At 72.6% G+C, this 13,089-nt stretch carries 12 protein-coding genes; 7 read left to right on the forward strand and 5 right to left on the reverse strand.

Annotated features, from left to right (window positions below; translation table 11 throughout):
- Window positions 1–188: 188 nt before the first annotated feature.
- Window positions 189–1,703: a DUF4246 domain-containing protein gene (locus ACFWVV_RS09650; RefSeq protein ID WP_384348305.1), complete on the forward strand. Its 1,515-nt coding sequence runs from the start codon at window positions 189–191 to the stop codon at window positions 1,701–1,703.
- Here the strand turns inward: ACFWVV_RS09650 and ACFWVV_RS09655 are convergent.
- Window positions 1,670–3,043, reverse strand: coding sequence for an MFS transporter (locus ACFWVV_RS09655; RefSeq protein WP_384348302.1), 1,374 nt, complete (start codon window positions 3,041–3,043; stop codon window positions 1,670–1,672). The genes ACFWVV_RS09650 and ACFWVV_RS09655 overlap by 34 nt on opposite strands.
- A 72-nt stretch (window positions 3,044–3,115) precedes the next feature.
- On the opposite strand from ACFWVV_RS09655, the gene ACFWVV_RS09660 reads away from it, so the two are divergent.
- Window positions 3,116–4,123: a GlxA family transcriptional regulator gene (locus tag ACFWVV_RS09660; RefSeq protein ID WP_384348299.1), complete on the forward strand. Its 1,008-nt coding sequence runs from the start codon at window positions 3,116–3,118 to the stop codon at window positions 4,121–4,123.
- A 28-nt stretch (window positions 4,124–4,151) separates the two neighbouring features.
- Here the strand turns inward: ACFWVV_RS09660 and ACFWVV_RS09665 are convergent, their stop codons facing one another.
- The 3 genes from ACFWVV_RS09665 to ACFWVV_RS09675 form a co-directional block, all read right to left on the reverse strand.
- A complete protein-coding gene (locus tag ACFWVV_RS09665) occupies window positions 4,152–5,339 on the reverse strand; it encodes a DUF1266 domain-containing protein (protein WP_384348296.1) in 1,188 nt (395 codons plus the stop codon).
- Entirely contained in the window at window positions 5,339–6,583 is a 1,245-nt protein-coding gene (locus ACFWVV_RS09670; protein ID WP_384348293.1) for a DUF1266 domain-containing protein, read from the reverse strand. The genes ACFWVV_RS09665 and ACFWVV_RS09670 overlap by 1 nt, the downstream gene beginning before the upstream one ends.
- A gap of 115 nt (window positions 6,584–6,698) precedes the next feature.
- Window positions 6,699–7,736 (reverse strand): GNAT family N-acetyltransferase, encoded by a 1,038-nt coding sequence (locus ACFWVV_RS09675; RefSeq protein WP_384348290.1) that lies wholly within the window; start codon window positions 7,734–7,736, stop codon window positions 6,699–6,701.
- A gap of 55 nt (window positions 7,737–7,791) precedes the next feature.
- Here ACFWVV_RS09675 and ACFWVV_RS09680 point away from each other — a divergent pair, with 55 nt between their 5' ends.
- A complete protein-coding gene (locus ACFWVV_RS09680) occupies window positions 7,792–8,400 on the forward strand; it encodes a TetR/AcrR family transcriptional regulator (protein WP_384348287.1) in 609 nt (202 codons plus the stop codon).
- 524 nt (window positions 8,401–8,924) lie between these two features.
- Window positions 8,925–9,320, forward strand: a complete 396-nt coding sequence (locus tag ACFWVV_RS09685; RefSeq protein WP_384348284.1) for a hypothetical protein — start codon at window positions 8,925–8,927, stop codon at window positions 9,318–9,320.
- 104 nt (window positions 9,321–9,424) lie between these two features.
- On the opposite strand, the gene ACFWVV_RS09690 is transcribed toward ACFWVV_RS09685, so the two are convergent.
- Entirely contained in the window at window positions 9,425–10,003 is a 579-nt protein-coding gene (locus ACFWVV_RS09690) for a helix-turn-helix domain-containing protein (RefSeq protein ID WP_384348281.1), read from the reverse strand.
- Between the two features lie 47 nt (window positions 10,004–10,050).
- On the opposite strand from ACFWVV_RS09690, the gene ACFWVV_RS09695 reads away from it, so the two are divergent.
- The 3 genes from ACFWVV_RS09695 to ACFWVV_RS09705 all read left to right on the forward strand — a co-directional run bounded on the left by ACFWVV_RS09695 (window position 10,051) and on the right by ACFWVV_RS09705 (window position 13,070).
- A complete protein-coding gene (locus tag ACFWVV_RS09695; protein ID WP_384348278.1) occupies window positions 10,051–11,055 on the forward strand; it encodes a class I SAM-dependent methyltransferase in 1,005 nt (334 codons plus the stop codon).
- A gap of 220 nt (window positions 11,056–11,275) precedes the next feature.
- On the forward strand, window positions 11,276–12,292 hold the full coding sequence (locus ACFWVV_RS09700) for a transglutaminase domain-containing protein (protein ID WP_384348275.1): 1,017 nt from the start codon (window positions 11,276–11,278) through the stop codon (window positions 12,290–12,292).
- A 133-nt stretch (window positions 12,293–12,425) separates the two neighbouring features.
- Window positions 12,426–13,070, forward strand: coding sequence for a class I SAM-dependent methyltransferase (locus ACFWVV_RS09705; RefSeq protein WP_384348333.1), 645 nt, complete (start codon window positions 12,426–12,428; stop codon window positions 13,068–13,070).
- Window positions 13,071–13,089: the final 19 nt, after the last annotated feature.

The raw sequence follows: 13,089 nt of genomic DNA on the forward strand, positions 1-13,089 counted from the left end.
GCTGCCCGGCCCCCGCCCCCCCCGGGCCGGCCCCGCCCCCAGGCCCCGGGCCCCGGCCCGGGGGCGTCCCTGACCGGCGAGAACCCCGGGGGCGTCCCTGACCGGCGAGGACAGGGACCGCGGCGGCGGTGTCAGTGCGCTGAAGTATCCTTCCGGCCACCGCACACCGACTCGGAGGATCAAGAGAATTGACCGGCTTGGCTGCTTTCCCGCTGCCCTTCCAGACCTCCCGTTCCATAGCCTTCGCGACGCCGCGAACGCTGCGGGAACTGCAGATGATCCAGTGCAGCGCGCACATCCGGGCGAAGCCGGGGTGGTTTGAGAAGAGGAACGACGCGGACATCGTCGCCAGGTGGACCCGCGAAGCGCTCGACCAGGGCCTCACCGAAGCGCAGGTGGCCTACGTGCTCGCCGAACTCGCGCACTACGCCGCGCTGCGGGACGGCCGGACCGGTATCGAGGTGTCCGCGGTCGACGGGGTCTGGCAGTCGGACCTGCTCGTCGACGAGCAGCTCAGGTCCCGGCTGCGTGCGGCGGTCCGGGTCCTCGAAGAGGTCCCCGAAGCGGAAAAGGACTGGCATCCCGGCTCCGGCCGTCAGGTGCTGGACCTGGTGCATCCCTCGATGTTCTGCCTGGTGCGCGAGGTGAGCGGGGGACCCGAGCGGGCCTGGCGGAACCCGACCGAGCAGTACCAGTACGCGAAGTACGAGTTCTCGGAGAAGTTCCAGTGGCTGCCCACGGACGTCGACGTCGATGACGACGGCGGGGCCGTCTTCCGTTCGTACGTCAACAACGTCCACCCCGAGACCCATCGCGAACTGGTCGCCGTCCTGCCGGACCTGTTCGCCCGCATGCTGCCGCTGCTGGGACACGTCCTCACCGATCTGCGGCATCCCAGGCCGCTGCGGATCGAGGCCGATCCCTACGGGTGGTACGACTCGGAGCCGGAGCCTCCCGAGGAGTCGGCCTTCAGCGACGAGGTGGCCTACGACAAGGCCGTCGACGAGTGGGAGCAGGCCCGCGAGGACTGGTGGGAAAACCGCATCCCCGTCCTCCCGGACGCCCCGGCCTTCACCCCGCCCGAGCCGCCCGCCGCAACCGCCCGGGTCGACCTGCGCGGCCGCCGTCTCCAGGTCATCGTGAAGCTCGCCACGATCCACCTCACCCCGGACAGGCCCGAGTACGCGGGCGGTTCCTGGCACGTCGAGGGGATGCTGAACGAACGGATCGTGTCGACCGGCATCTACTACTGGGACAGCGAGAACATCACCGAGAGCAGGCTGAGCTTCCGGGCGGCCCTGGACGACCCGCACTACGAGCAGAACGACGACAACGGAATGCGCGAGGTCTACGGCCTGGAGAACGACGACCCGCTGAACCAGCTGCTGGGCTCGGCGTCGACCCCGGCGGGCCGCTGCCTGGCGTTCCCGAACGTCCTCCAGCACCGCGTCGGCTCGTTCCGTCTCGCGGACCCCACCCGCCCGGGACACCGCAAGATCCTCGCGTTCTTCCTGGTCGACCCTTCCGAAGCGATCGTCTCGACCTCCGACGTGCCGCCGCAGCAGCCGTGGTCCCAGACGTCGACCATGACGCTCGAACAGGCCAAGGGCTACCGCGAGGAACTCATGCGGGAACGCAAGTTCTTCGTCGACGAGCACAACGAGCAGCTCTACGAGCGGGAGTTCTCCCTCTGCGAGCACTGAGTCCCGCGAGGTCCGCCCGACCGCTGGACCCGGCCGCCGGGGGCACGCATCGCCAGCGACATCAGGGACGCCGCCGCGCACAGTGCCCCGGTGGCCGTCCAGATCAGGTCGTACGAGCCGAAGAGGTCGCGCACGGTGCCTCCCAGCAGGGCCATGGACGCCGCGCCGACCTGGTGGGCGGTGCTGATCCAGCCGAAGACGATGGCGCTGTCGTCGCCGTAGTGCGCGCGGCACAGGGCGAGTACCGGCGGAACCGTCGCCAGGTCCAGCAGGCCGAAGAGGACGACGAAGGCGAGGAGGGAAGGGGTGGCCGTCGCCGCCAGGAGCAGCGGGAGGGCCAGGAGGAGGGCGGCGCGCAGGGCGAAGCAGAGGGCGAGCAGGCGGCGCGGGGAGCTGCGGTCGGTGAGCCAGCCGGAGGCGACAGTGCCCGCGACGTTGAACACACCGATCAGGGCGAGCAGCGACGACGCGGTGGTGGCGGGCATGCCGTGGTCGTGGGCGGCCGGGGTGAAGTGGGTCCACAGGATGCCGTTCGTGGAGGCGCCGCAGACCGCGAACGCTCCGGCGAGGAGCCAGAAGGGGCCGGTGCGGGAGGTCTCGCGCAGCGTACGCAGGGTGCGGCGGGCGGCACCCCGTACCGGAGGGGGCTTCGGGACGAAGTCCGTGGCTCCGTAGGGCTTCGTCCCCGCGTCCGCCGGGTGGTCGCGCAGCGCGAGGCGGAGCAGCGGCACGGTGCCGAGGGCGGCCAGGGCGACCGTGCCGAGGGCGGCGCGCCAGGTGTGGTGCTCCACCAGGCGGGCGAGCAGCGGCAGGAACACCATCTGGCCCAGGACACCCGCGGAGGCGAGCACTCCGGTCACCAGTCCCCGGCGGTGCACGAACCAGCGCTGCGTGACCGTCGCACCGAACGCCATCGCCGTCGCACCCGTGCCGAGACCGACCAGCAGCCCCCAGTACAGGGTGAGCTGCCAGGGCGCCGTCAGTACGGTCGCGGTGAGCAGGGCGCCGGCGGCCACCGTGGCGAGTGCGGCCATGGCGAGGCGGCGGATGCCGAACCGGTCCATCAGGGCGGCGGCGAAGGGGGCCGTGAGTCCGTACAGCAGCATGTTGACCGAGGCCGCAAGACTGATGGAGCCGTGCGACCAGCCGAATTCCCTGTGCAGGGGGCCGGTGAACAGGCCGGGGAGGGTGGAGAAGGTGCCGGTGACCAGGACGGTGAGTGCGGCGGCCGCGGCAACCGGCCAGGCACGGTGGACGCGGGGGGACTTCTTCGCGGAGGTGGCGGGTGGGGGAGTGGCTGCTGTCCTGTCGCCTGGGCGGGTGGAGGGTTTCGTGTCCATGGGCACGATCCTTCGCGAGGGCGGACGTCCACCACCACCGGCCGTATGGCCACCCTGTGAAAGAATCTGGCCATGAAGGAAACGGAGAGGGCAGAGCGGGCTACGGACGACGGGACCGTCCGGCACCGGGTCGCCGTGCTGGTGCGCCCGGGGCTGCTGCCGATGGAACTGGGCATCGTGCACCGGCTGTTCGGACAGGCCAGGTCGGCGGCGGGCGAGCCGCTGTACGAGGTGGTCACCTGTACCGCCGAGCCCGGTGAGATCGCCACCGACACCGACTTCACCGTCAATGTCGCGCACGGCCCCGAGGTGCTGACCGCCGCGGAGACCGTCGTCGTGCCCGCCGCGCAGGAGGACTACGGGCCCCAGGAGCGGGGCCGGCTGGACCCGCGGGTCGCCGCGGCCCTCGCCCTGATCCGGCCCGGTACCAGAGTGGCCTCCATCTGCACCGGGTCCTTCGTGCTCGCGGCGGCGGGACTGCTCCAGGGGCGGCGGGCCACGACGCACTGGAAGTCCTGCGAGGAGTTCCGCGCGCTGTACCCGGAGGTGGACCTGGACCCCGACGTCCTCTACACCGACGACACCGGAGTCCTCACCTCCGCCGGGGTCGCCTCCGGCATCGACCTCTGCCTGCACATGATCCGCAGCGACTTCGGGGCGGCGGTGGCCAACGCCGTCGCCCGTACGACGGTGGTGCCGCCGCACCGGGAGGGGGGCCAGGCCCAGTACATCCAGCGCCCGGTCCCCGCCCCCGAGATCTCCTCGACGGGACGGGCCCGCGCCCACGCCCTGGCCCACCTCGACCGCCCGCTCACCCTCGCGGAACTCGCCCGCGAGGCGGCCATGAGCGTACGGACCTTCAGCCGCCGCTTCCGTGAGGAGACGGGCCAGACCCCCGTGCAGTGGCTCTCGCTCCAACGGGTGGACCGGGCACGGCAGTTGCTGGAGGAGACGGAACTGCCGGTCGACCGGATCGCCCACGAGTGCGGCTTCGGCACGGGAACCTCCATGCGCCAGCACTTCCAGGCGGTGCTGGGGGTGTCGCCGAACACCTACCGGGGGACCTTCCGCGGCCCGTGAACACCGCAGGCACCCCGTCGGCGGGGCCTCAGCGCCAGGCCAGGTTCCGCCAGGGGCTTCCCCCGTGCTCGGTCAGCAGCCGGTGGGCGATGACGTTCTGGTCGTAGAACGGCCCGTACTCCTCCTGGTCGAAGCGCAGCACCCGGCCCAGCGCGTACCCCGCCGAGAACGACTCCCAGGAGGAGTACGCGGACTTGGCGAGCGCGCCCGCGTGCACGATGGCCTGTTCCGCCTCGGGCGGGGCGCAGTAACGGGCGGACAGCCCCCAGCGGGCGAGGTTGACGGCGCGGCCGAAGTCGTAGGCGACCGTGGTGGAGACCCGTCCTCCGGGCGGCAGCAGGCCGTCGGCGCGGAAGCGGGACTCGTAGCGGACGATGCGGCGGACCAGCTGTTCCATCGCCTTCACGGTGTCGTGGCCGGCCCCCATGTCGTGCAGGTGCCCGGCGGCGGTCTCGCGCCACAGGTCGGCGGAGGGAAGCTCGCCGCCGAGGTCGTGGTGCAGGGATTCGCGGACGCGCAGGGCGTAGTCGGGTTCCGGCGGGCTGTTGCGGGCGTCGAGCAGCGCGTCCAGCTGCTCCCGCCAGCCGGGGTGGTCGGTGATGCCCCAGGATTCGCGCAGGGCCGTGCGCTCCTCGGTGTACTCGCGGTAGACCGTGCCGATCTCGTTCCACGGCACCCCGTTGCCGATCGCCAGGTGCACGCCGCAGGCCAGACCGTAGGCGAGCGGGCCGTGCAGGGGGCCGTGCCGCAGGGCCAGGAAGCGGTTGCCGGAAGGGGTGTCGTGCTCGGCGTAGCAGCGCAGCCAGTGCGCGCGGTGCACGGGAGCGGCGGGCAGCAGGAGCTGGGCGGGCGTGCCGATGTTGACGGCGAGGAGCTGGTTCGGGTCGTGCCAGTCCGTCTCGGCCAGCCACTTGAGGGTGACCCCGTGGAAGACCATCTCCGGATGCCACGGCGGCAGCATGCCGCGGGTGAGCACAGGACGGCAGCTGCGTCCCGTCGCCGGGTCCGGGTGCGGACGCCAGCGGATGCGGTCGGGCGCGGCGTCGACCTCTGCCCTCGGGGCGGGGATGTACAGCTCGGCGCCCGCCAGCACCCGCACCTGCGCCTCCACATCACCACGCAGCCCCGCTTCGTGGAGCAGGCGTTCGGTCTCGGAGGGTGGTGCCCAGGGGGCGGCGGGGGCCCATGGGGCGGCGTGCGGGGGAGGGGGGTTCATCACCACGGTATGTTCCGGTAGGGGCTGGTGGGGTCCTGGGTGAGGATGCGGTGCTGGGCCAGCGACTCCTGGTACGTGAGCTCGGCACGCTGGTACGCGGCTTCCGTCCGTGGGTGGCCCGTGACCGGGTCCTCGCCGTCCTGGGCGGAGTAGATCAGGCGGGTCATCGCGTAGCCGAGCGAGAAGTCTGCCCACGAGCCGTACGCCCGCCGGGCCCGCTCGTCGATGCGCAGTACGGCTTCCTCGGCCTCGGGCGGCGTGATGTACCGCGCGCCGAGGGCCAGCCGTACGACGTTGACCGCCCGCCCGTGGTCGAAGGCCGCCAGGGTGTCGACGCGTCCGTGCGGCGCGAGCGCCCCGTCCGCGCGCAGCCGGGCCTCGTACCGGACGACGCACCGCAGCGTGCCCAGTGCTTCGGCGAGGTCCTCGGCGTCGGTGCCGCGTGCGCGCAGCGAGGTGGTGACGGCGTCCTTCCACTCCTCCTCGGCAGGGGCGCGGCCGAGTTTGCCCACGAGGCCGAGCCGGGTCCGCAGGACGTACTCCTGGAGGTGGCCGACGAGCTGGGTCGACAGCAGCGCTTCGAGCGTGCGCCGGTAGTCGGCGCGGTTGCTGACGCGCCAGGGGTTGCGCAGGCGGCGGATGTCGGTCGCGTAGTCCTCGTAGGCGGCGCCGAGCTGGTTCCAGACGAGACCGTTGTGCACGGCGAGCTGCGCACCGAGGGCAAGGCCGTGCGCGAGGGGGCCGTGCAGGGGGCCGCCGCTGTGGGTGAGGAGGCGGCCGGCCCGGTGGGTGCGGCCGTTGCGCTCGTACGCCTCGGTCCACGCCTTGCGGTGCTTGGGGCGGGCTTCGAGCGTCACTCCGTACGGAGTGCCGGAGTTGACGGCCAGCCGCCATGCGCTGTCCGGCCAGATGCGGGCCAGCTCACCGAGCGGGATCTGCCGGAACACCCACTCCGGGTGCCACGGCGGCAGCATGCCCGTCGTCAGCACCGGGACACAGGTGTGGCCGGTCGCGGGGTCGCGTCGGGTGGGCAGGGGCGGCGCGTACCCGGGGGTGTCGGCGTGCAGGCGGGGGACGAGGAGGTAGAGGCGGGTGCGGGAGAGGACGTCGAGGACGCCCGTGCCGCCGGCGCTGTGCCGTACCGCCGCGTACAGCTCGCGCTCCACCTCGGTGGGCGGCGGGAGCACCGGGCCCCCGTCCGTCCCCGTCCCCGCCCCCGAAGGCGCACCCGTACCCGTGATCACCGCACGATCCTACGGAACGGTGGGCGGACCACTGCGGCAAGGGTGCGGCCCCCGCCGTCGCGAGTCCACCGGCGCCCCGAGTCCACCCGGGCCCCGAGCCGGCGCACGCCACCGCTCAGTCGTCGTCCCAGGCCATCGAGCTCATCCGCCAGCCGTCCGGGGTGCGGACGAACTGGGTCGTCTTGCGGCCGCCGCCCTCGAAGCGCTCGCCCCTCAGCACGCCGGACTTGCGGTACTCGCTGAAGCGGTGGGCGATCGAGCCGAGGATCTCGGTCCGTTCGGAGACCTCCCACTCGGAGAAGTCCGCCAGGGTGCCGTCGGTGAGGAGTTTGCGCCGGGGCTCGATGAACGTGTCGAGGTCGTAGAAGACCGGCTGCGCGCCGGCGTTGCTGACGATGGTGCCCTGCGGGACGAACACCTCCCGGATCACGTCCAGGTCGGGGCTGCGGCCCCCGGTGTTGGTGAACGCGCCCATGAAGAGGGTTGCCAGGCGGTCGAGTTCGGCCTTTGCGTCGGCGTCCGCGCCGGTCCTGGTGGCGTGCGGGGCAGTGTCCTCGCCGTCCGGCTTCCACTCCTCCGCGAGGAGCGACCACAGCTCGCAGTCCAGCCGGGTGCCCTCGGGTCGGCCCGGGGCGCGGTACGAAGAGAGCCGGCGCTGAACGCCCTCCAGCGTCATCCCCAGCCGGCGGGCCACCGCGCTGCTGCGGGTGTTGGCCACCGAGGCGACCCACTCGATCCGGCTCATCCCGCGCTCGCGGAACGCCCAGTCCACCAGGATCCGGCACGCCCGGATCACCAGCCCGCGCCCCTCCCCGGCGGCCTCGGTCCAGCAGCCGAGCTCGCACACCCCGGTGGCGGCGTCGAAGCGCGGGAACATCACCCCGCCCACCAGGGTCTCCGTGCCCGGGGTCCCGTCGGCGGACGGCTCGCCCGCCACCCAGATCCCGTAGATCCGCCCGGAGTCCGCGGCCTGCCGGTCGGCGTACCGCTGGAGGACCGAGGTGGCGGAGGCCAGGTCGGGGCTGAAGGTCGCCCAGGGTATCCAGGGATCGACGTTCGGGCGGGCGCGGTCGATGTGGGCCAGGAACTCCGGGGCCTGCCAGGGCTCCAGCGGGCGGAGCGCGGCGTTCTCGCCGAGCGGGACGTGGAACACGGATACCTCGATCCCTGAGGGTACGTAACAAGCGTTCGGTACGTAAGGTAGCAGCATGCCACCCGCACCAGGAGACCGAGAAGCACGCCGTGAGGACGTATCGAGGGCGGTGTGGGAGGTGCTCGCCGCCAAGGGGTTCGGCGGGCTGACGCTGCGCTCCGTCGCGACCGCCCTGGGCGTCTCGACCGGAATGCTCATGCACTACTTCCCGGCCAAGCGCGCCCTCATCGCGCACGCCCTGGACCTCCTGGAGAGGCGCACCGCCGAACGCCCGCGCCGCACACCGTCCGCCGAGGGACTCGCCACCGTACGGGCGATGCTGCTGGACATCCTGCCGCTCGGCCCCGCCGACGCGGACCGCAACCGTATCTGGGTCAGCTCCTGGGACCTGGCCCTCGCCGACGAGGGCCTCGCCACGGACCAGGCCGCCCGCTACACCCGGCTGCGGGCCTCCCTGCGGCCCCACTTCGCGACCGCGCGGGAGCGGGGCGAGCTTCCCGCGGACGCCGACCCGGAGCAGCTGTCCGCCATGGCCGTCGCGTTCGTCCACGGCCTGGTGGTGCAGGCGCTCTTCGATCCGGCGCGCTTCCCCGAGGACGTCCAGGTGGCCATGGTCGACGGGCTGCTCGCCTCGCTGCCGCGGGTGGGTGGCGGGGCGGGCTGAGCGGGCGGGGGCGTGCCGGGGTGGGGCGGGTGCGGGGCTGCTTCCCGCACTGGGGCCTGGACCCGCGCCCGCCCCGTGGACCGGTTAGCCGCGCCCGCCCCCGTGGGCCGGTCAGGTGGCGGCCACCGCCCGCAGCGGGCCGAGGTGGGCCGCCCTGCGGGCCGGCAGCGCGGCGGCCGCGGCACCGACCGCGAGGGAGAGGCGTCGGGGGGAGGGTGGGGGGACCGCGTCTCCTCCCGTCCCGCACCCGCCCTCACTGTGACGGGCAATCGAGCGCGTACTGATACCCGCCGGACACAAACCCGCATGCGGGCGCGGGGGCACGGCAGGACCGGTCCTGTACGGGGCCGTGGGGCGGCGCATCGGAGAGCGACGCACCGCGTGCGTACGGGCCGAGGGGGCTGCGGTCATAGGTCCCGTGGAGGGGCGGCAGGCACGTTCGGAGGCAACCGGGGTGCCCACATGAATCCGGAGCGCCCCTCTGACGCACGCAGCTGACGCACCCACCTGAAAGGTGAATGACCATGAGATCGCTCTTCCGTGCCGCGGCGACGACCGGGATCGCCGCCGCCCTGACAGTGCTGGCAGCACCGGTAGCCCAGGCCGCACCTCCCGCCGAAACCCCGTGCGTCACCGTGAGTACCTCCAACACGTACGGGCGTGGCGAGATATCGCTGTGTCCGCAGAGCGACGGCGCCACGCGCGTCAGCGGCTACGTCGAGGACCTCAAGCCCGGCTGGTGGGGAGAGACCGGGGACGCCACCTGCGTGGGGTGGGACATCAGGGCGGGGTCGGCCTCGGTGGACGACGTGCTCGTGTGCCCGCACTTCACCTCCGGCTCACCGAAGCGCGCGTTCGACTTCGTGAAGCAGTACTCCACGCAGCCGACCGGGGCGGCCTTCATGACGATGAGGGCATGACCTAGCCCCGACGGCGGCCGACGCCCCCACCCGGAGCCGAGCTGGGGAGGGCCGGGCCAAGCCGGGCCGAGGGCCGAGCCGAGTCAGGACCGGCCCGGCCCAGGTCAGGCCGAGGGCCTGAGGTGGGTGCGTTGGCCGTCGTGGTCGAGGATGCAGAGCAGCTCCGCCGGTCCGCCGTGCGCGCCGAACGCGTGCGGGATCATCGTCGAGAACTCGGCCGCCTCCCCCGTCTCGACCAGGATCATGCGCTCGCCCAGCACCAGCTCCACCGTGCCCGACAGGACGGTGAGCCAGTCCTTTCCCGGGTGGACGCGGAGCTCGGCGTCGCCGCCCCTGGGGGCCGGTCTGGTGACGCGCAGCTTGGCCACGGTGAAGCCGTTGGCGCCCGCCTCGCGGTTGAGCAGCCAGGTGGTCCTGCCCTCCCTCTCGTCCCGGTGGGGCCGGATCACCACGTCGTCGTCGGTGGTGGACTCCACCAGCTGGTCCAGACTGGTGCCCAGCGCGCGCGCCAGCGGAGCCAGCTGATCGAGGGCGATCCGCCGGTGGCCGGTCTCGATGCGGCTCAGGGTGGAGGGGCTCAGATAGCAGCGGGCTGCCAGCTCGTCGAGCGACCAGCCCTTGGCCACGCGCAGCCCCCTGAGCCGCTTGCGTACCAGGTCGTCCAATTCTCCGTCTTGCGTCATAGGCAAGAGTGTATGCGGTAGGCGCAAGGTGGTCGTACGCTCGAAGCATGGGAAATCAGCAGCAGGACCACGAGCAGCACAAGCACGCCGGGCACAGCCCCGGTCACAGCCAAAACCCCGGTCACAGCCATGGCAGTCACAGCCCCGGTCACAGCCATGGCGGCAGCAGCCAAGGCCACCAGCACCACAACCATGACTCCGCCACCCCCGACCCCGCCAAGGAGGCGGCCCTCGCCGAACTCCTGGAGCTCGACGCCGAGGTACTCCGCCCGTACCTCACCGAGCTCATGGACTGGATCGGCGAACTGACCGCCGACGCGCCCCCGCACCGCATCCTCGACCTGGGCGCGGGAACCGGCACCGGCACCCGTGCCCTGCTCGGGCAGTTCGGCGGGGCGCAGGTCACCGCCGTCGACATGTCCGAGTCGATGCTCGAACGGCTCACGGAGAAGGCCGAGGAGGCCGGGATCGAAGGCAGGCGGGTGCGTACGGTCCGGGCGGACCTCGACGAGGGATGGCCACAGGGGCTGAGCTCCTTCGATCTGATCTGGGCCTCCGCATCGCTGCACCACATGGGGGACCCCGACCGCTCCCTCACCGAGGTGCTTGCCGCGCTCCGCCCCGGTGGGCTGCTGATCGCGGTGGAGATGGACTCGACGCCGTTCCCGCGCTTCCTGCCCGACGACCTCGGCCCGGGTCTCGGCCGGCCCGGTCTGGAGGCGCGTTGCCACGCCGGGGTCGAGGAGATGCACCGCGCCGGCGTACCGCACCTCGGTGACGACTGGGGCGTACGACTGACCAGGGCGGGCTTCGCGGTCGAGGCCGAGCGCCGTTTCGCAGTCGACCTGAAGGCCCCGCTGCCCGACGCGGTCGGCAGCTACGCGAAGGGCACTCTGGAACGGCTGCGCACCGGTCTGGCGGAGAGCCTCGACGCGGACGACCTGGCCGCGCTCGACGCTCTGCTCGACGGTGAAGGACCGCATGACATCCGCCGCCGCGACGACCTCACCGTACGGACGAGCCGGACGGTCTGGGTGGCGCGACGCCCGTAGTGGCAGTCGTGGCTCAGCGGCGGTGGCGGACCGGGGCGCCGGCCCGTGGGCCGTGGCTCCGCAGCGGTGGCGGAAGCCTGGGCTGGACGTGCGGGCCGAAACGCTGACAGCGTGAGGGTGCCCCGGCCCGGCCTCCGAACTGCCCGGCCGGGGAGCTGAGTTGTCCTCGTGGTCTGCCACCGTACCCGTCCACCGCACGCGTCCATCTGGGGGTTCCGCCATGCAGAGAACTGCCGGTCCCGCTCAGCACGCCGTCGACTTCTACACCGCGCAGAGCGCCTTCTCCGACCCCGGGGATTTCGCCGGGCGGTACGTCGGCCTACCCAAGGAGGTCGGTCAACTCGCCGCCACCGTACGGCATCTGATGATCCATCGAATGGAGGAGGAACTCTTCGGCTGCACCCACCCACCCGGGCGCCTGCACCACGACGCCGAATCCCGCTACCTCGACGAGATCCTGCGCCTGCTCCTCGCCCGCGACGCGGCCCCGCTGACACAGCCGCGGGAGCCGGGCGACCGGTTCGTCGGCGTCTGCCGCGACTTCGCCCTGCTGCACTGTTCCTTCCTCCGTGACGCGGGCGTCCCCGCCCGGTTGCGGCTGGGCTTCGCGGACTACTTCGGCAGCGACGGGTTCCGCACGGACCACACCGTGGTCGAGTACTGGGACGCCGCCCGGGGGCGCTGGCTGCTCGCAGACGCCGAACTGACCGACCCGCGGTTCGCCGCCACCCGTCCTGAGGTCGACTTCGACCCCATGGACGTGCCGCGCGACCGCTTCCTGGTCTCCGGCGAGGCCTGGCGGCGGGCAAGGGCGGGCGAGGCGGACCCGAGAACGTTCGGAGTGCGGCTGCCGGGCGGGGAACTGGCGGGGGAGTGGTTCATGGCGAACGTCGTACGGCTGGACCTCTCCGCGCTCAACAAGGTCGAGCCCCTGCCCTGGGACGTCTGGGGCGAGAGCATGGAGGTACTGAGCGACGACGCCATGACGGACGCCCTGCGGGCCCTCTGCGACCGGGCGGCAGCGGTGACCGGGGACACCGTCCCCTTCGACGCCGCCCGCACGCTCTTCACACAGGAGGCCACCCTGCGCACCCCGCCGAAGGTGCTCTCCCTGACCACGTACAACGGCCCGGTCGAGGTGGTGCTGCGCCGAGCGCGGGCGTCGGGCCCGCAGGGCTTATCCGCTGCCGCGCCCCGGGGCGGTACGGCCGGACACGACCCGGAGCGGATCGTCTAGGGTCCCGCGTGTGACCGAGCCATACTCCGTGCCGTCCCCCGTACCCACCGTGCCCACCGTGCCGTCCCCCGTGCCCACCGAGCCGTCCCTCGTGCCCTCCGTGCCCACCGAGTCGTCCCAGTCCGTTGCGCCCGTGGCCGTCTCCGAAGACGTCCCGCATCTCCTCGCGACGGCCGAGGCCTACGACGCCGTCGCCGTGCTCTATGCCGACCTGACCCGCAACGTGCTGGACGACTTCCCCCTGGACCGCGCGGTGCTCGCCGCGTTCGCCGAGCTCGTACGGGCCAACGGTGCCGGCCCCGTCGCCGAAGTGGGCTGCGGGCCCGGGCAGATGACCGCGCACCTGCGGGACCTGGGTCTGGATGTCTTCGGTGTCGACCTGTCACCGGCCATGATCGCCCTCGCCCGCGAGGCCTACCCCGGCCTGCGCTTCGAGACCGGTTCCATGGGCGCCCTCGACCTGGATGACGGCGCGCTGCACGGCGTCCTGTCCTGGTACTCGCTCATCCACCTCCCGCCCCGGGACGTCCCCCCGTACCTCACCGAGTTCCGCCGCGTGCTCGCTCCCGGCGGCCATCTGCTGCTCGGCTTCTTCGAGTCGGAGGGCGATCCGGTCACGGAGTTCGACCACAAGGTGACGCCCGCCTACCGCTGGCCGGTCGACGCCCTCGCGGAACTGGCGGGCGGGGCCGGGTTCGTGGAGGTCGGCCGGATGCTGCGCGAACCGCACGAGGGGGAACGCTTCCGCCGCGGTCACCTGCTCATGCGCGCCGCATAGGGCGGCCCCCCGAGGCGCC

Source organism: Streptomyces sp. NPDC058663, from assembly GCF_042716745.1.
Classification (GTDB): domain Bacteria; phylum Actinomycetota; class Actinomycetes; order Streptomycetales; family Streptomycetaceae; genus Streptomyces.